17 protein-coding genes are annotated in these 17,629 nt (G+C 58.2%); 11 read left to right on the top strand and 6 right to left on the bottom strand.

Annotated features, from left to right (window positions below):
- Nucleotides 1–5: 5 nt before the first annotated feature.
- Nucleotides 6–1,694 carry an apolipoprotein N-acyltransferase gene (gene lnt, locus HMPREF3130_RS07770; protein ID WP_070429698.1) on the top strand — a complete coding sequence of 563 codons (1,689 nt, stop codon included), beginning with the start codon at nucleotides 6–8 and terminating at the stop codon, nucleotides 1,692–1,694.
- A 12-nt stretch (nucleotides 1,695–1,706) separates the two neighbouring features.
- The gene (locus HMPREF3130_RS07765) at nucleotides 1,707–2,519 is read left to right on the top strand and encodes a polyprenol monophosphomannose synthase (RefSeq protein WP_016422816.1); all 813 of its coding nucleotides are present in this window, start codon (nucleotides 1,707–1,709) and stop codon (nucleotides 2,517–2,519) included.
- A 322-nt stretch (nucleotides 2,520–2,841) separates the two neighbouring features.
- Here HMPREF3130_RS07765 and HMPREF3130_RS07760 read toward each other — a convergent pair whose 3' ends face one another.
- A complete protein-coding gene (locus tag HMPREF3130_RS07760; protein ID WP_005511311.1) occupies nucleotides 2,842–3,231 on the bottom strand; it encodes an RNA polymerase-binding protein RbpA in 390 nt (129 codons plus the stop codon).
- Nucleotides 3,232–3,312: 81 nt separating this feature from the next.
- Between HMPREF3130_RS07760 and HMPREF3130_RS07755 the strand changes: the two genes are divergently transcribed.
- From HMPREF3130_RS07755 to HMPREF3130_RS07745, 3 genes are all read left to right on the top strand, one after another.
- On the top strand, nucleotides 3,313–3,705 hold the full coding sequence (locus tag HMPREF3130_RS07755) for a hypothetical protein (RefSeq protein WP_224783748.1): 393 nt from the start codon (nucleotides 3,313–3,315) through the stop codon (nucleotides 3,703–3,705).
- A gap of 17 nt (nucleotides 3,706–3,722) precedes the next feature.
- Complete coding sequence (locus tag HMPREF3130_RS07750; protein WP_070429697.1) at nucleotides 3,723–4,433, top strand: YceI family protein; 711 nt, start codon at nucleotides 3,723–3,725, stop codon at nucleotides 4,431–4,433.
- 190 nt (nucleotides 4,434–4,623) lie between these two features.
- On the top strand, nucleotides 4,624–4,842 hold the full coding sequence (locus tag HMPREF3130_RS07745; RefSeq protein ID WP_049193535.1) for a hypothetical protein: 219 nt from the start codon (nucleotides 4,624–4,626) through the stop codon (nucleotides 4,840–4,842).
- 195 nt (nucleotides 4,843–5,037) lie between these two features.
- Here the strand turns inward: HMPREF3130_RS07745 and HMPREF3130_RS11265 are convergent, their stop codons facing one another.
- Nucleotides 5,038–5,247, bottom strand: a complete 210-nt coding sequence (locus HMPREF3130_RS11265) for a hypothetical protein (RefSeq protein ID WP_141737797.1) — start codon at nucleotides 5,245–5,247, stop codon at nucleotides 5,038–5,040.
- Nucleotides 5,248–5,262: 15 nt separating this feature from the next.
- Here HMPREF3130_RS11265 and HMPREF3130_RS07740 point away from each other — a divergent pair, with 15 nt between their 5' ends.
- Nucleotides 5,263–6,699, top strand: coding sequence for a hemolysin family protein (locus tag HMPREF3130_RS07740; protein ID WP_070429696.1), 1,437 nt, complete (start codon nucleotides 5,263–5,265; stop codon nucleotides 6,697–6,699).
- A gap of 3 nt (nucleotides 6,700–6,702) precedes the next feature.
- Nucleotides 6,703–7,740: a hemolysin family protein gene (locus HMPREF3130_RS07735; RefSeq protein ID WP_070429695.1), complete on the top strand. Its 1,038-nt coding sequence runs from the start codon at nucleotides 6,703–6,705 to the stop codon at nucleotides 7,738–7,740.
- 64 nt (nucleotides 7,741–7,804) lie between these two features.
- Here the strand turns inward: HMPREF3130_RS07735 and tpx are convergent, their stop codons facing one another.
- Complete coding sequence (gene tpx, locus HMPREF3130_RS07730; protein ID WP_049170506.1) at nucleotides 7,805–8,302, bottom strand: thiol peroxidase; 498 nt, start codon at nucleotides 8,300–8,302, stop codon at nucleotides 7,805–7,807.
- Nucleotides 8,303–8,477: 175 nt separating this feature from the next.
- Here tpx and HMPREF3130_RS07725 point away from each other — a divergent pair, with 175 nt between their 5' ends.
- The gene (locus HMPREF3130_RS07725; RefSeq protein WP_005511316.1) at nucleotides 8,478–8,762 is read left to right on the top strand and encodes an Lrp/AsnC family transcriptional regulator; all 285 of its coding nucleotides are present in this window, start codon (nucleotides 8,478–8,480) and stop codon (nucleotides 8,760–8,762) included.
- 38 nt (nucleotides 8,763–8,800) lie between these two features.
- Here HMPREF3130_RS07725 and HMPREF3130_RS07720 read toward each other — a convergent pair whose 3' ends face one another.
- On the bottom strand, nucleotides 8,801–10,510 hold the full coding sequence (locus HMPREF3130_RS07720) for an FAD-binding dehydrogenase (protein WP_048734037.1): 1,710 nt from the start codon (nucleotides 10,508–10,510) through the stop codon (nucleotides 8,801–8,803).
- A 117-nt stretch (nucleotides 10,511–10,627) separates the two neighbouring features.
- Nucleotides 10,628–12,082: a class I SAM-dependent methyltransferase gene (locus HMPREF3130_RS07715; RefSeq protein WP_070429694.1), complete on the bottom strand. Its 1,455-nt coding sequence runs from the start codon at nucleotides 12,080–12,082 to the stop codon at nucleotides 10,628–10,630.
- A 187-nt stretch (nucleotides 12,083–12,269) separates the two neighbouring features.
- Between HMPREF3130_RS07715 and HMPREF3130_RS07710 the strand changes: the two genes are divergently transcribed.
- On the top strand, nucleotides 12,270–13,691 hold the full coding sequence (locus HMPREF3130_RS07710; RefSeq protein ID WP_048734034.1) for an NAD(P)/FAD-dependent oxidoreductase: 1,422 nt from the start codon (nucleotides 12,270–12,272) through the stop codon (nucleotides 13,689–13,691).
- A 92-nt stretch (nucleotides 13,692–13,783) separates the two neighbouring features.
- Here HMPREF3130_RS07710 and HMPREF3130_RS07705 read toward each other — a convergent pair whose 3' ends face one another.
- Complete coding sequence (locus HMPREF3130_RS07705; protein ID WP_224433479.1) at nucleotides 13,784–14,347, bottom strand: PaaI family thioesterase; 564 nt, start codon at nucleotides 14,345–14,347, stop codon at nucleotides 13,784–13,786.
- 114 nt (nucleotides 14,348–14,461) lie between these two features.
- On the opposite strand from HMPREF3130_RS07705, the gene gndA reads away from it, so the two are divergent.
- Together gndA and HMPREF3130_RS07695 are read left to right on the top strand one after the other, a co-directional pair.
- Nucleotides 14,462–15,904 (top strand): NADP-dependent phosphogluconate dehydrogenase, encoded by a 1,443-nt coding sequence (gndA, locus tag HMPREF3130_RS07700; protein WP_172954611.1) that lies wholly within the window; start codon nucleotides 14,462–14,464, stop codon nucleotides 15,902–15,904.
- Nucleotides 15,905–15,951: 47 nt separating this feature from the next.
- A complete protein-coding gene (locus HMPREF3130_RS07695) occupies nucleotides 15,952–17,565 on the top strand; it encodes a bifunctional hydroxymethylpyrimidine kinase/phosphomethylpyrimidine kinase (protein WP_070429692.1) in 1,614 nt (537 codons plus the stop codon).
- Nucleotides 17,566–17,629: the final 64 nt, after the last annotated feature.

Here is a 17,629-nt window from a genome sequence, read left to right as displayed (position 1 = left end):
TACAAGTGCACACTAACCGCCAAGCGCGCTCCAGCGAGCACGGGAACGTCGCTCAGAAAGACGCTTCGAAAGACATTCTGGAGAATCCGAATCGCTGGCAGGCGCGCTTTCGCGCGCTTACCCCACTAAAGCAGCGCCTCGTTCTCGCCTTCATTGCAATCCTCGCTGGTGGATTGCAGTTCTTAAGCTATGCGCCCATGAGCTGGTGGTGGACGGCCTGGATCGGCCTCGCCCTGCTCATTTTTGCCTTCTTCTGCGCAGCCGATTGGAAATCCAGCGTAGTGGTGGGCTTCAGCTGGGCAACAGCGACGGCTCTTTTCTCACTGCCGTGGATCGGCTCCTTCGTCGGCATTGGCCCCTACGTGGCGCTCTCAATTGTGCTGGGACTGCTCGCAATTCCGGCGGCGCTTGCGATGTGGCTGATTGCCCAATCCAGTTTCCCCTTCGCGCTGAAGCTCCCTGGCATGGCCGCTGCGCTCGTGGCAGGGGAGGCGCTGCTAGCCCGCTGGCCTTTCGGAGGCTTCCCCTGGCTCCGCGTTGCCTGGGGGCAGGTCGACGGCCCGCTGGCCCCAGCAGTGGCAATCGGCAGCACTGCATTGGTCACTTTCCTCGCTGCTTGCGTTGGTGCGGGACTGGTCGCGCTCACGCTACGTTCCTATGCAACCTCCGCTGCGCTTTTGGTGGGAGCGTTATTCGTCGGCTGGGTTCTTCCTGCGTGGACCCAACCGCTGCCTGAGCCTACGGCCGCTGACAACACCCGTGTCGCGGTTATCCAGGGCAATGTTCCGCGCCTCGGTTTAGAGTTCAATGCCCAGCGCCGCGCAGTCCTGCAAAACCACGCCGATGCCACCAATGAGCTGGCCCGACGTGTCCACCAAGGTAAGGAAGAGCAGCCGGACATCGTCATCTGGCCCGAAAACTCCTCCGATGTCAGCCCGTTTACGGATGGGGAAGCGGCACGCATTATCGAAAACGCCGCGATGAATATTGGCGCTCCCATCGTGGTCGGCACCTTTACCTACACCAATGGGGTGCAAAACACCATGGTGGTCTGGGATCCGCAGACCGGCCCCGGCGACCAGCACGAGAAAATCTATCTCCAGCCCTTCGGCGAGACCATGCCATTCCGCGAACTGCTACGTCACTTTTCCGACATGGTCGCTCACGCCGGAGACATGACTCCGGGCAACGGCGATGCCGTGGTTACAACGCCAGGCACCGATGGTTTAAAGAAGGTCAATCTAGGCGTGGCCACCTGTTACGAAGTGGTCTTCGATGGTGCCTTCCGCAACGCAGTCAAACACGGCGCAACCATGCTGGCCACGCCCACAAATAACGCCACCTTCGGTTTCACCGACATGACCTACCAACAGCTGGCCATGAGCCGCATGCGAGCCATGGAGTTCCAACGCTCCACGGCCGTCGCCGCAACCAGCGGTGTGAGCGCGATTGTGGATGCGCACGGAGACGTCGTAAAGCGGAGCAAAATCTTCGAGCAGAAGGTACTCACTGAAACTCTGCCTCAGTACGCCCACCTGACTTTTGCAGCCCGCTTCGGGACGTGGATTGAAGGTCTACTGACCGCATTCGGTATTCTTTGTGTGGTTGGTGCCGTCCTGCGTCGCCGTGGCGGAGATGCCAGGGCAGGCGCAGATGAAGTTGATGGCCGGGATACTGAGCAGAACATGCACTAAGGAGAATCACGAGTGACTGCCCTAAATGAGTCGACGCTGGTTGTCATTCCCACTTTCAACGAGCGGGAAAACCTGCCGGGCGTGATTGCACGCCTGCGCGCAGCGGAGCCTCGCGTCGACATTTTGGTTGTCGATGACTCTTCACCAGACGGCACCGGTGAGCTCGCCGATGAAATCGCTGCCGCTGACAAGTCGGACAACGGCGAAGAGCACATCTACGTCCTGCACCGCGAGGGCAAGGGCGGTCTCTGGGGTGCGTACCGCGCGGGCTTCGCTTGGGGTCTCGAGCGCGACTACGAGGTTCTCTGCGAGATGGATGCCGACGGCTCCCACGCACCAGAGCAGTTCCATCTGCTGCTGGAGAAGCTCGAGGACGGTGCCGATGTCGTCATCGGTTCCCGCTACATTCCGGGCGGCAAGACCGTCAACTGGCCAATGAGCCGTCAGGTTCTCTCCCGCGGCGGCAACCTCTACATCTCGCTGGCGCTCGGCGCGGGCATCTCGGATATCACCGCTGGCTACCGTGCTTATCGACGGGAAGTTCTCGAAACCCTTGACCTCGAGAACATTGGCAAGGCTGCGTACCTGTTCCAGACCGAGCTCGCTTTTGAGGCTGTACAGGCGGGCTTCTTGGTGGAGGAGGTTCCGATCACCTTTACTGAGCGCGAGTACGGCGAGTCCAAGATGGATGGCAGCTTTGTGAAGCAGTCTCTGCTGCAGGTCACCAAGTGGGGATTCAAGCACCGCTCGCAGCAGGTAAAAAACCTGGGGTCGGAGATTGGTCGCCTGGCTGGTCACGAGTTTAAGCAGCGATTCCGCAAGTAGGGCTAGGGCAGCCCCAAAGATTGCGGCCTACCTGTGTGGAGACGGGCTGCCTGTATGACTGCGGGCTGCAAATGTGAATACGGGCTGCCTGTATGAATGGGGGCTGCAAATGTGAAACTGTCTTAGTTTATGACAGCTTTCAGCCATTTTTCAGGGTCTTTTTGTCATAAACGCAGTCAGTAACTCGGATCGGCCCGCCGCAGCCAGGCACCAACAAAAAACGGGCCCGAATAAGGAGCAAAACCTTATCCGGACCCATTTTGCAGCATGTAATTCACAGCTGCAGCGCCCTAAAGCTCACTAGCGCAAGCCAGCTCAAACCTTAAGCGTTCTTCTCTGCTTCTTCGGCTTCCTTCTGAGCCTTCAGCAGGCGAGCGGCGTTACGACGACGCTTGCGCAGCAAGTCAACACGCTCATCCAGCAGCACGTCGAGCTCCTCGATGGAGCGGCGCTCACGGAGCATGTCCCAGTGAGTCCTCGGCGGCTTCACCGGCTTGGCTTCAGTGCCTTCGCCTTCAACCAGCTCACCAATTTGGCCATTCTTGCACAGCCATTCACCTGGAATTTCCGCGTCATCCGCGAATGGGACCTCGAAGATCTCACCGGATTCAGTGCGGTAGCGGACCATCATTCGCGGCGCGAGGTCATGATCGCGATCGGTCTCATACGAAACGGCGCCCATGCGACTGCCACGAAGAACTCGATCTGCCATGTGGAACGTGCCCCCTTTGGTAGAAATACTAGACCACACATTATAACGCCTTAATCTGTATTCATGCCATAATTGACTTCTGTGTCAGATCAAAAGCCGAGCACAACTACTGCCAATTGCCAGTGGTGTGGCCGCGAAATGGAGGTCGCCATCCGCGGTCGCCGTCGCAAGTTCTGCAGCCAAGCCTGCCGGCAGCGTGCGTACGAAAAACGCACTGGCGTAGCAAAAGGCGCTTCCAGGCCGATTGCCGAGCGAATCAATTCGGATCTCACGCTAAAGACCGCCACCGATGCCACGAGCAGGCCGGCGGGCGATGACGTCGTAAAGCGAATAGGGGACGGGCTCTTCGAAGTACGTTGTCTCGCCGAAGACTTGCGCACCGCGCTTGACGACGGCATGGAGACTGCCGTCCTGCAGGAGATTACGCAGGAATTGATTATGAAAACGCGCGAGGTGGAACGGTTTATCCCATAGCGGATTAAAAGGATAGGATGAGCACTATGAATTCTGGTGTCCGTAAGTCAATTATTACTTTGATAGCCGTTGCAGTTGTTGCGCTCGCAATTGTTATTGTGGGGCCAGTTTTGTATCGCGTTTTCACGCATGAAGGGGTGCGTACAGAGGATTTCGAGGCCACGGAGCTGCCTGCAGCAACAACTGATGCGAATGGCACCTGGAAGATTATCGGTGGCGATAACTCACAGAACACCTCCGTTGGTTTTACTTTTAACGAGGTACTGCCGGGCAGCAGGCGGACGACGTCCGGTTCCACTCACGATGTCACCGGTGAGCTGAAGGTTGCTGACAACAATCTTGAGGACGCATCCGTTGTTGTTGATATGGCAACTCTGACTAGCGATATTGAACGTCGTGACATCAATGTCCGCAACAATATTTTCAGCGTTGAGCAGTACCCAGAAGCTAAGTTTGAGCTTGCAGAACCACTCGATATTTCGAGCATTCCAGATAACGGCCAGTGGGCGAATATCGAGATTCCGGGACGCCTGACCATCCGCGGTGTCACCAATGATGTCACCGTACCAATGAAGGCCGCTCGTACCGAAAACTTGGTTTTGTTGTCGGGCTCTTTGCCAATCAACCGCCTGGATTACAACGTGCGCCTGCCACAGTTTGTAGCTGCATCCATCGAGGAGAACGGCGAACTCAATCTGCGCATTGTCGCAGAGAAGCAGGACGCGTAGGACGCGTAGGTTTCGCGGCTGGCAGACACAGCCATCTAAAGAGAATCGCAGTAGCGCTAATCCAAAGAGGCTTATAGCCAGCGAAAATACACCTCGATTCGTCACTGTGACGCAATAAAGCCATTTAGGCACACACCACAGAAGTCCTGCCAAAAACAATTTTGGTAGGCCAGTTGGGAGTCACAACGATATGAACACCTACGAAGCAATGCTGCTCGCACGAAAGGTGCGAATGGTACTACTGATTATCTTCATTGCATTCGTGGCCTACAAGGGCGCGTGGTGGCTCGTGGCTGTCGGCATACTCCTGATTGGCATGACGCTGTGGCAGAACAAGCGGCTGCGGGAAGAGATTGCCGTCCGCAACGCGGATGAGCTTGCAGCGAACGCCAAGGACAATGAGCAATAATCCCGACGGCATAGATCAAGCGCCAAGATAGAACACGGCAGCAGAAAAGCGGCGGCGGAAAAAGCGGCAGCCCTGGAAATTCAGAAAACCCCAGGGCCAACCACTTTCATTATTTGTCCGATAATATACATTATGACATTTTGGCCTAAGGGTCCCGTCCTCCCCATTACCGCCGATGCGCCATTACCGTCAGACCTAAGGAATTTTTAGTAAGATTTCCCGCATGCCTGAACTCTCAGACACATCCAGCAGCTCAGACAGACCCAATACATCCGACACATCAGATAGATCTGGCTCGTCCGACGACCCAGAGCCTCGCGCCAACGTTGACGGGCTCTCTGTAGCCGCAGTAAGCGCAATCACCGCAGCAACCGCCGCAGCATCCTCAGCGAACGCAGCGAACACTTCAGGTGATGCCGCGTGATTGTATCCGCACTCATCGTCTTAGCGGTCTTTCTTTTCCTCGTTTTCGCCAACGCAATTTTCGTTGCTGTCGAGTTTTCCTACCTCACGGTTAATAGAAACGACGTCAAGAACGCCGCAAACGCCGGCTCAAGGTCCGCATATTTAGTAGACCGTGCTCTATCACGCACCTCTACTAACCTCTCCGGCGCACAGCTGGGAATTACGGTCACCAGCCTCGTCGCTGGTTTCCTGACCGGGCCTTCCCTCGGCGTCCTCCTCGAAGCCGCATTTGGTGGCACTAGCATCTCTCCCGCCACCGTCACTGCAATCAGCACTACGGGCGCTTTCATTATCGCGACCTTCACTCAAATGGTCTTTGGCGAACTCGTCCCCAAAAACTGGGCCATCGCCGAGCCCACTAAAGTCGCAAACCTCGTGGTCAGGCCACAGAATGCCTTCATGTTCGCATTCGGCTGGCTGGTCTGGCTACTCAACAGCGCGGCTAATTGGGTGCTAAAACGGCTCGGCTTCTCCCCTGAGGAAGAGGTCGCCAGTGCCAGGACGGCGGAGGAACTCCGTGCCGTCGTCACGCGCTCTAGCGATGAAGGAAAGATTAACCCGCAGACCGCCGAGTTGGTGGCGCGATCGATCGAGTTCGGCGAGCGCACGGCGGCTGATGTGATGACGCCACGCACACAGATCATCTTTATCGAAGATCAGAGCGTCGCAGAGATGCTGACGGTCGTCGCAGATTCCGGGCACGCCCGCTTCCCCGTCGTCGGCAACAGCGTCGACGACATTCGCGGCGTGGTGCACTACACCGATCTGCTCAGCGTGCCACACGCACAACGCTTGACGACGTCGGCTGCGAGCCTGGCCAAAGATGTACTCGTGGTGAACGACTCGACCACACTTGATCCGCTGATGCGTCAACTGCGTGAGGATGCATACCAGTTCGCAGTGGTTGTCGATGAGTACGGCGGCACGGACGGCATTGTGACGTTGGAGGATCTCGTCGAGGAAATCGTCGGTGAAATTGACGATGAACAAGACGATCGTTCGTTGCTCTACAGCCGGATTAGCCCCAATACGGTGATTGTTTCCGGTCTCATGCGCCCTGATGAGTTGGGAGAGATCCTAAACCTGGTCCTGCCGGAGGGCGAAGAATCCGACACTATTGGTGGATTTATCACCGAACGCTTGGATCGCATGCCTCGCTTCGGCGACACGATTACGGTCGAAGCCACCGACCACGAAAACCTCGATGAGGAGCACTTGCCTACCACCGCTGAAGTTGCTTTTCGAGTCGAGCGCATGGCGCGTCACCGCGTTGGCCGTATTCGTGTCCAGGTGGACCGCGCCGGCAACAAGGTCACGCGCACGGATGAAGGCGCTGACCAGGACGGCACCAGTCACAACCACGTCGAGCACAACAGCGAAAAGGAGGGCTAGAACATGCCACTACTTACTCTTATTTTGCTGTTGGCCCTCAATGCCTGGTTTGTCGCCGCTGAATTTGCGATGGTCTCGGCTCGCCGCGATCAAATTGAACCGGATGCCGTCAGCGGCTCTACCAGCGCAAAGTACGCGCTGCGCGGTATCGAAAACGTGTCGGTCTCCCTGGCGGCAACACAGCTGGGCATTACCGCCTGTTCCCTGCTCATCGGTGCCGTCGGCGAGCCTGCGATTGCGCACTTCTTCGAGCCCTACATGACAGCACTGGGACTCCCCGCGGGCACCGCCCACGTGGTTGCGCTGGCGTTGGCGCTGCTGATTGTCACTTTCTTACACATGGTTGTCGGCGAAATGGTGCCGAAGAACATCGCTATTGCGGCTCCCAGCCCGACGGCGAAGTTCGTGGCTATTCCGCTGTATGTGATTGTGCGGGTGCTCAATCCGGTTATCTGGGCGATGAATACGACGTCGAACATCGTGGTTCGCAAGGTTCTTCGCGCCACTCCGAAGGACGAGGTCGATTCCTCCTTCACCGCTAGTCAGGTGCAAGATTTCGTCGCCGAGTCCGGGCGTCAGGGCCTTCTCGACAATGACGAGCTCGCGCTCCTCCACAAAGCTCTCGGCTTCGAGCATCTCACCGCCGCGGATGTCACTATGCAACTCGACACCCTCGTCACCATTGGCTCCGACGCCACCGTCGCCGACATCGAAGAGCTCAGCGCACGCACGCGCTTTTCCCGCTTCCCCATCACCGATGCCGACAGCAGCTTCATCGGCTACCTTCATGTCAAGGATTTGCTCTCGCTTGACGACGGTCACCGCGACCGACCCTTCCCGCGGAATCTGATTCGCACCTTTGCAAGCGTCAGCCCGGATGCCAAGCTCCAGACGGTCATGCGGCTGATGCAGCGCGAGCAGGCTCACTTCGCCTTGGTGACGGAGGAAAATAGTACTTCGGAGAGCTCTGTCAACGGAATCGTTGCGCTGGAGGACGTACTAGAAGAGCTCGTCGGCGAAGTCCGCCAGGCAACAGCCTAGCGAGTGCGCCGACGAGCCCCGTCGATTCCAGCTGGTTACTTGCTGCTGAAAGCTAGTTAGCTAATTACTTCAGTGCAGCCAGTGCGGAGTCGTAGTCCGGCTCCGTGGTGATCTCATCGACCAGCTGGTTGTAAATGACCTTGCCCTCTTCGTCAGTGACGACTACGGCACGAGCAAGCAGGCCAGCGAGCGGGCCATCCTGCTGGACAACACCGAAGGCTTCGCCGAAGCCGTGGCGGAAGTCCGAGGCAACCTCAACGTTGTCCAGGCCTTCTGCAGCGCAGAAGCGGCCGAGAGCGAACGGCAGGTCACGCGAAACATTAACCACGACGGTGTTGTCCAGCCCAGCAGCGTCCTCGTTGAAGTGACGCACCGAAGCTGCACAAACACCGGTGTCTACCGACGGGAAGATGTTGTAGACGACCTTCTTACCAGCGAAGGTCTCGTTGGTGACCTCCCCGAGGTCGCCACCGGTGAGGGTAAACTCCGGAGCCTTGTTGCCCACCTCGGGCAGGTCTCCGGAAAGCTGGACTGGGTTGGACTGAAATGCGGTTTGTGTCATAGCGCCCTTTTTACCGCCTTTCGTCCGGATCCTCCAGGCTGTTTTCTGGAAATCAGTAGAATCGTGACAGAAATGAAATTCCGGGCCGCAGTATCTTGAGCAATCTTGCGTACCTTGCGGTCCGGGCCACGCTATTCAAGCGGGCCCCACGTTTAAACTCCGAGGAAAGGCAGCCATGAGTTTGATTACCGCAATTGTGTCCATCGATGTCGAAGCTGACAAGATTCCGGAGGCCGCCGAGACCATCGTCGAGATCGACGGCGTGACTGAGGTCTACTCCGTTACTGGTGACTGGGACTTGGTCGTCGTGGTGCGCGCAACTAATCACGATGATTTGGCGGAAATCATTCCAAATCTCATCAGCAAGGTCGACGGTGTTATTCGCACCCAGACTCAGCTGGCTTTCCGCACCTACTCTCAGCACGACCTGGAAAGTGCATTCTCCATCGGGCTGGAGTAGGCGCGGTTTCTTCCACCGAGCCGTGCGGTATGCGGGAGCTACTTAACCACTTCCGCCATCGCGCGGCCTGCCTGGCGGCCACTGAAAATACAGCCGCCCAGGAATGTACCTTCCAGCGCGTTGTTGCCGTGGACGCCGCCGCCACCGAAGCCAGAGGCCTCGCCTGCGGCGTAGAGCCCCTCGAAGGGTGTTCCGTCCGGGTGCAAGCACTGGCCGTCGAGGGTGGTCTCGATGCCACCGAGCGTCTTGCGGGTCAGCATGCGCAGACGAATAGCAATCAGTGGGCCGTTCTTCGGATCCAAAATCGGTGATGGCGGCACGGAGCGGATGATCTTGTCCCCGAGGAAGTTCCGGGCCACGTTGACGTAATTGACCTGGTAGTCCTTAGAGAAGGGATTACCGGTCTGCATGTCGCGCTGACGAATCTGTTCCTCGAGCTTCTCCAGGTCAATCTTCGGCGCTGCGGCTCCGGACTCCCCGCCCGAGCTCGCCTCCACAATCTCGTTCATCCCCTCGACCAGCTTTGGCAGGTCGTCGGCAACCACCCAGTCTTCGCCGTTATCCATGAATGCCTGAATCGGTGCGGCAACACCAGAGGTCACCTTGCCAATCAGCTTCTTGATCTCCTTGTCGGTCAGATCCGGATTCTGTTCTGAGCCAGAGAAAATGAACTCCTTGGCCACGATGTTCTTATTCAGCACAAACCAGGAGTAAGAGTGTCCGGTAGCCAGAATGTGCTTCATCGTGCCGACAGTATCTGCACCCGGAATATATGGCGCAGGCAGGCGATTTCCTTCTGCGTCAAACCACATGGCCGACGGCCCCGGGATGATACGGATACCGTGATTCGGCCACACGGGATTCCAGTTCTTCATGCCCTCGGTGTAATGCCACATGCGGTCACGGTTGACGAGGTTTGCGCCGGCCTGCTCTGCAATCTCGATACCACGGCCGTCAACATGCTCTGGCACACCGCAGACCATGTCCTTCGGCATCTCGCCCAGGCGCTCGGTCGGCCAGCACTTACGCACGGCTTCCAGGTTGCCGCCAACACCGCCCGTCGCAATGCACACGGCCGACCCGCGGATCTCAAAGTCCTCCCCTGTTTCCTCGCGTGACGACGCCACTCCTCGCTCTAAAGATTCACAGGGAACCAGAATCTTGCCACGCACGCCGACGGCGCGGCCATCTTCGACAATCACCTCGTCAACGCGGTGGCGATGGCAGTATTCCACCAGCCCCTTCTTCGCAGCTTCAGCGACCGGCTCTGCGAATACGCGGACGATTTCGGGGCCTGTGCCCCAGGTGAGGTGGAATCGGGGTACCGAGTTGCCGTGACCGTCGGCACGCCCTTCACCGCGCTCAGCCCACCCGACGACAGGCAGGAACTTCACGCCGAGATTGCGGAGGTAGTCACGCTTCTCCCCTGCCGCGAAGTTCAGGTAGGCCTTGGCCCACTTGCGTCCCCAGTTGTCTTCCTCGCGGTCGAACTGCGCGGAGTTGAACCAGTCAGCTTCAGCGAGCTCGCGGTTGTCCTTGACTCCCAGGCGGCGCTGCTCTGGCGAGTCGACGAGAAAGATTCCTCCCAGCGACCAGAAAGCCTGTCCGCCGAGGTTGTTGGCATTCTCCTGATCGACAAGGATGACCTTCTTGCCGGCCTGCGTGGCCTCATACGTCGCGACCAATCCGGCAAGTCCGGCGCCGACGACAACAATGTCTGCAGTACGTGTGGTGCTCTGTGCGTTCATAGTTTCGTTTTTAGACCCTAAACATCACCTTTGAGGTGGTTTTGCCTAAAAACGTGATTTATTTTTACAGGCATTATTTATCTGGCGAATTTCCAACGCGCCCGGAGCCGCCCACTGCTAGTGAGGCCTGCGTGGCGCATGCACGAGCTCGACCTGTACGAGCGTGACTTTCTCTGCGCGCACGAGCGCTTCAAACAGCGACAGATAGTAATTCCACATCCTCCGGAACACTCTGTCGTAGCCGATACCAGCGGCTTCGCGCGCATGCGCCGCAAAGAAATCTCGCTGGAGCTGCAAGGTCGTCGCGAAGTGCGCCGGAATGTACTCTTCCGCCGCGATACGCAGGCCGGTTTCCCGGTCCACCATCTTGCGCAGCTCTTCCATGGTGAAAAGCTGCAGCTGCGGCCACACGTAAGCGCGTACGAGGTCCAAGCTGCGCTCGGCGAGCGCATCGAATTTGTCCGTCGCTACCACCATTTGGACTACGATGGTGCCGCGGTCGACAAGCAGACGCTCGGCGCTCTTCAGCCAGCGCAGCGCACCTGCACGACCGAAGGTCTCCAGACGCCCGACGTTGATAACCGCCTCGAAGTCGGACTCGAATTCGCGTGGCGACGGAATGTTGCGATCCATCTGGATCACATCGACCGCGCCGCGCAATCCAGCTTTTTCCACCCGTTCCAGCACCGTTTCGGTGTGGTCATCAGAGACGGTAATAACCTCCGCACCCGCTCCCCTTTCTGCAGCTCGAAGGGCAATTTCTCCGCCTGCCGACGGCCATTCGGCCACACGGTCGCCGGCTCGCACTCGAGCCAGATCGAGGATGTGCTCAATATTGCGCACTTGAGCATGCAGAAAATCGGGACGCGCGACGGATTTCGGGGCATCGACATAAGTCACGTCAACTGACCAGTGCGAGGGAACCCCACCCTTGCCAGCACCACGGGCATAGTTTTGAATCTGTTCCCGCGACGAGGTACGCACTCCGGAGGCGAACAGGCCGGAACCGCCCATCAGCAATTCGCCGGAATAGAGCTCCAGCAATGAGGTCGGCAACTCTCCCGCCATATCTGGCCCATCGAGACGCGGACGTGAACGCGCGACTTTCATCAGACCACGTGCCAGCGGCCCCAACGAAGCAATATCAAGCTCGGCGCTGAGCAGTCGGCTGAGAAGCTCTGGCAAATCATCACTGGACCATTCGCCCGCGAGATAGGCCTCCCCCAATCCGAGCCATTCTGAATCAGCTAGTCGAGAATAGAAAACAGGATCAATGACGCTGAAAATGACTGGACGAAACGATTCAGAACTAGTGGGAGATTCACTGCCGCCGCTAGAGCTGGCACCACCGACTCCGTCGATAGCCAAATCGGCGTCACCCGTCGACCGAGTAATGAAAGACTCCCCGACAAACTCACCGGATTCAACCAGTTCAATGCCGTTATCCTGGCAGAGTCGCTCAAAAGAGCGTTCCATCATTTCGGCACGTTTCGCTAGAAAACGCCCCTCTGGAATACGCGCAACCCGAGGCCATCGCTCTGCGTCAATTGCCTGCCGGCTTGCCGAATTCACCCTGCCCGAACCTCCTAACAATCGCGCCGCATAAAGGTACGAATAACGAACTGAGTTTGCTCTCGCAGCCTACCGCGCAGGGACCCAGAATAGGCGGTGGCGCACCGAGAGGATTACTATTGTGGCTTGCCGGCTAAAAGCCGAATCTAAAACTTCGAGAACTTTCAAGTCTGTGAGGAGAAAATACATGACCGAGACTCCGTACCGCCCGCACTCCGGACGCCCGCACGTGGTCGTCATCGGTTCGGGTTTCGGTGGCTTGTTCGCGGCGAAGAAGTTGCAGGGCGCCGAGGTCGACGTCACTCTCATCGACCGCACTAACCACCACCTGTTCCAGCCACTGCTCTACCAGGTAGCAACGGGCATCCTGTCCTCGGGCGAAATCGCTCCGTCCACTCGTACAATCTTCGACGGTGTTCAGAACGTTCGTGTTGTCAAGGGCGATGTCACCGACATCGACGTCGAAAAGCAGGTTGTGACTTCGGAACTGGGTCACCAGACTTCCAAGTGGGAATACGACCACCTCCTGGTTGCCGCTGGCGCTGGCCAGTCCTACTTCGGCAATGATCACTTTGCCGAGTTTGCTCCGGGCATGAAGAACATCGACGACGCACTCGAAATCCGTGCCCGCATCATCGGCGCGTTTGAGCGCGCCGAGCTGACCGACGATCCGGCTGAGCGCGAGCGCCTGCTGACCTTCGTTGTTGTCGGCGCTGGTCCGACTGGTGTTGAGCTTGCCGGCCAGCTGGCCGAGCTGGCTAACCGCACCCTCGCATCGTCCTACCGCAGCTACAACCCGCACGCTGCACGCGTCGTCCTGCTCGACGGCGCACCGCAGGTTCTGCCGCCGTTTGGCAAGCGTCTGGGCCGCAAGGCTCAGAAGTCCCTGGAGAAGATGGGCGTCATCGTCAAGCTGGGCGCGATGGTGACTGACGTCAATGAAGAGGGAGTCACCTACAAGAACATGAAGGATGGAACCGAGGAGTTCATCCCGTCGTTCTGCAAGATTTGGTCCGCCGGCGTGTCCGCTTCCCCGCTGGGCAAGATGATTGCCGAGCAGACTGGCGCCGAGACCGACCGCGCTGGCCGTGTCGTTGTCAACGAGGACATGACAGCTGGTGACTACAAGAACGTCTACGTCGTGGGCGACATGTCCAACCGCGAGAACCTGCCGGGTGTTGCTCAGGTTGCTATTCAGGGTGGCGAGTACGTCGCCGCCAACATTGCAGCTGAGGCCGACGGCCGCGACGTCGCTGAGCGTCAGCCGTTCGAGTACTTCGATAAGGGCTCCATGGCAACCGTCTCCCGCTTCTCCGCAGTGGTGAAGATGGGCAAGGTTGAGGTCACCGGCTTCATCGGCTGGATTCTGTGGCTGGCCGTCCACCTGATGTTCCTGGTGGGCTTCCGCAACCGCCTCGTCTCCTGCGTCAGCTGGGGCCTGAACGTCCTGGATCGCAACCGTTGGCAGATGGTTTCCACCCGCCAGCAGATGTACGCACGCAACGCCATCGACCGCCTGGCCGAGTTCAACAAGGACAAGGCTGAGCAGGATCTGCCGCTGGAGGTTCGCGACACTCGCCGCGAGCACCGCGCAAAAAGGAACAAGTAGTTAACTTGCAGGTGGCCAGATTAGAAAACAGCTAATCACGACAAGCCACCTGCGAGCTTCCTACCAGGCCCGTTACCACCTATAACGATTTGCTACAGCGGCTTGTCGAGTACCGCAATTCGTAGGTTGGTGCGGGCCAACAGTTTTTCATCTGCCTTGCGGGTGTGCTCAATGCGCCACAGTTGCATGGTGCGCCCCAGGTACTCTGGCTCCGCCGTGGTAACGATTACCTCGCCAGCCCGGGCGGAGCGGTAGAAATCGGTGTTATTGTTCACACCGACGACCGGCTTCTTCGCACCGCAGGCAACGAAACCAGCAATAGAGCCAGCAGTCTCACCTAGCGAGCAATAAACACCGCCATTGGCTAGGCCCCACGGTTGCAGGTGGTCGGGCCCGACCTCGAGCTCCATCTGAATTCGCTCCGGCCCGACATGGACAAACTTCGTGCCCAGCAAGGTATCTAGACCGCCGATTCCGTTATCGCCCAAGGTGCTGTTAAAAACAGCCAGCTCCTCATCGCTCAGCGCTTCCTGGCTAGCCTTCGTCGCCAGTGTCATATAATCGCGCAGCGCCTTCCTCTTCGCCTGCTCGGCGACGGAAGCTGCAGAGTTAGAGTCCTGTGAACTGCCATTATTCGCAATAGTCTCGTCAGTCATGCCAAACATTGTGCCAGCGCACGCCATCACTCGTGGCAGTTTCAACGTTAAAAGCAGTAACAATTTCTGAGTCCCAGATACAACGAACCCCGGCCAGGCTTTAAGATGGTGGGCATGACCGATAACAATGAACTCGCACAAATTGGTGTCGTCGGGCTCGCCGTCATGGGCTCGAATATCGCACGCAACTTCGCCCACAAGGGACACACCGTTGCCGTGTACAACCGCAGTCCGGAGAAAACTCGCACCCTCATCGCTGAACACGGTGATGAAGGCTCATTCATCCCGTCCGAGACCATTGAAGAGTTCGTCGCTTCGCTGGAGCGCCCGCGTCGCGCTCTGATCATGGTTCAGGCAGGTGCCGCTACTGATGCGGTCATCGATCAGCTTGCCGACGTGATGGAGCCCGGCGACATCATCATTGATGGCGGTAACTCTCTTTACACGGACACCATCCGTCGCGAGAAGGCTATTCGCGCCCGTGGCCTGCACTACGTTGGCACTGGTATTTCCGGTGGTGAAGAAGGTGCTCTGACTGGCCCATCCATTATGCCGGGTGGAACGAAGGAGTCCTACGAGTCCCTCGGCCCGCTGCTGGAGTCCATCTCCGCTCACGTTGATGGCGTTCCGTGCTGTACTCACATTTCTTCCGATGGCGCTGGCCACTTTGTAAAGATGGTCCACAACGGCATCGAGTATGCGGATATGCAGGTCATTGGCGAGGCCTACCACCTGCTGCGTGAGGCCGCTGGCCTCACCCCTGCCGAGATTGCAGATATCTTCCGCGAGTGGAATAAGGGCGACCTGGACTCCTACCTGGTCGAGATTACCGCTGAGGTTCTCTCTCAGGCCGATGAGAAGACAGGCAAGCCGCTGGTGGATGTCATCGTTGATGCTGCTGGCCAGAAGGGCACCGGCCGTTGGACGGTCAAGGCCGCTTTGGACTTGGGCATTCCAGTAACTGGTATTGGCGAGGCCGTGTTCGCTCGCGCCCTGTCGTCTTCCCTTGCTCAGCGTGAGGCTGCCCGCAACCTGCCGTCGGGAAGCCTGGCTAAGGCACCGGAAGATCGCGATGCTTTTGTGGAGCGCGTCCGTAAGGCGCTCTACGCTTCCAAGATCGTTGCCTACTCGCAGGGCTTCGATGAGATTAACGCTGGTGCCAAGGAGTACGGCTGGGAGATTGACCGCGGTGCGCTGGCGACCATCTGGCGTGGTGGCTGCATCATCCGCGCACAGTTCCTGAACCGCATCAAGGAAGCGTACGACCGCAATCCGGAGCTGCCGGCGCTGGTACTCGACGAGTACTTCCGTGACCAGGTCACCGAGTGCCTCGACGCGTGGCGCGACGTTGTCGTCACTGCAGCACAGATGGGTATCCCGGCTCCGGTGTTCTCCTCTTCGCTGGCTTACTACGACGGCCTGCGTGCGGAGCGTCTGCCGGCAGCACTGGTTCAGGGGCAGCGTGACTACTTCGGTGCGCACACTTACCAGCGTGTTGACCGCGAGGGTGCTTTCCACACCCTCTGGTCTGGCGACCGCTCCGAGGTTGAAGCGTAGTCTTGAAGTCTGTCGCTTCACGCTCTTGAAGTTAAAAGGGGTCTGAGATGCCATTTCCCAAGAAGGCAAAGCCTGATTTTGTGCCACGAGTTCTTTCCATCGCCGGCACAGACCCAACAGGTGGCGCTGGGCTCCATGCCGATTTAAAATCAATCGCCGCCGCCGGTGGTTATGGCATGGGCGTGGTCACCGCTTTGGTATCTCAGAACACCGTGGGCGTTCGTGCCGTCCACACCCCACCTGTTGACTTCCTCGTCGAGCAGCTGGCTGCTGTAACTGAGGATGTCACCATCGACGCGGTGAAGATTGGCATGTTGGGTTCACGCGAACTCACGCAGGCCGTCACCAACTGGGTTCGGGAGACCAAGCCAGCCGTGGTTGTTCTCGATCCGGTTATGGTCGCCACCTCTGGCGACCGTCTGCTTGACGAAGATGCCATGGACGCAATGCGCGACTTGGTCGCGGAAGCCACCGTCATCACGCCGAATGTTCCCGAACTGGCATTGCTTGCCGACGCCCCGGAGGCCAGCGACTTCACTGAGCTGATTGAACAGGCACTGGAGTTCGCGAGCAAAAACGATGTCATCGTGATTGCAAAGACTGGTCACTTAAGTGATGAGGAAGCCGGCAATGCCGTGGCCTTCCCCGATGGCCAGGTTTTCTTCAGCTCTTCTCCCCGCATTCACACTGAGAACACCCATGGCACGGGTTGTTCGCTGTCCGCTGCTCTAGCCACACGGATTGGTGGGGGCTCAGCGATCAACGACGCCCTGCGCTGGACTACGCGCTGGCTCAGCGAGTCCATTCGTTTCGCGGATAACCTCAACGTCGGCCAGGGGCACGGCCCCATTGACCACGGCCACAGGGCTCGTCGCCTGGAAAAGGTCGCGCTTCGCCGAATGCAACCAGTGCATCTGAACTCTAGTTTTTACCCGGCGGCCATCGAAGGCACTGATACTGAGCAGACGCCGAAGGAGCTGGAATCTTTCTTCGGCCACTCACTCCAGATTGCGCCGGCGGGCCCCTTTACTTCCCAGCTGTGGCGGGACATCGAGGACATCGTTGCCGAGATTGGCGGAATGTTCAGCGTCCCCACGATGCTCCGCGGCGACCTTTCCTCGGACGAAACCAACTTCTTCGTAGCGCAAGAGGCCTGGTACTTGCACCAAGTTTTCCCAGTCCTGTCGCATCTGGCAACCAAAGCACCCTGCGCTAAGGAACAGGTTCTGTGGTCGTCACTCGCACAGGAAGCCCTGGTGCGTGCGTTGGAATTGAGCAATAACGCGCTGGAAGAGACGTCTTCGGCGCTCGAGGACATCGAGCCGACAACCATCACGCAGCTTTTGCTGGACGTGCATTCTTCCTGTAGCGCTTTCAACCCATATCGGGTCGCCGTAACCAGTGTCGTCGCCGAAATGTGGATTGCAACCGAGCTGACTCTGCAAGGAAAATCGCTGGTTGATGGGGATTCCGCGATCGCGAACTGGGTGGAGGTGTATTCCGACCCCGAGTATGTTGACAGTGTTCAGCAGGCTCTCGAGGTCCTTGAAGAGAATATGTCCACGGCCAGCGATGCGGAGCTCAAATCCATCCGCAACATCTTCCGTCGAGCCGCCATTCTTGAGCGCGAGGCCTATGCGCAACCGGGTCGCGGTTGGTAAATCTCATGGGACGGTAGTTTTCAAGCTCACCGGACGTGCCTATTGCATGGCAGTCCGGGGATAG

The organism is Corynebacterium sp. HMSC14B06 (assembly GCF_001807075.1).
GTDB lineage: Bacteria > Actinomycetota > Actinomycetes > Mycobacteriales > Mycobacteriaceae > Corynebacterium > Corynebacterium jeikeium_D.
Note: the sequence above shows the minus strand (reverse complement) of the source record. Positions and strands in the feature narration are given on the sequence as shown.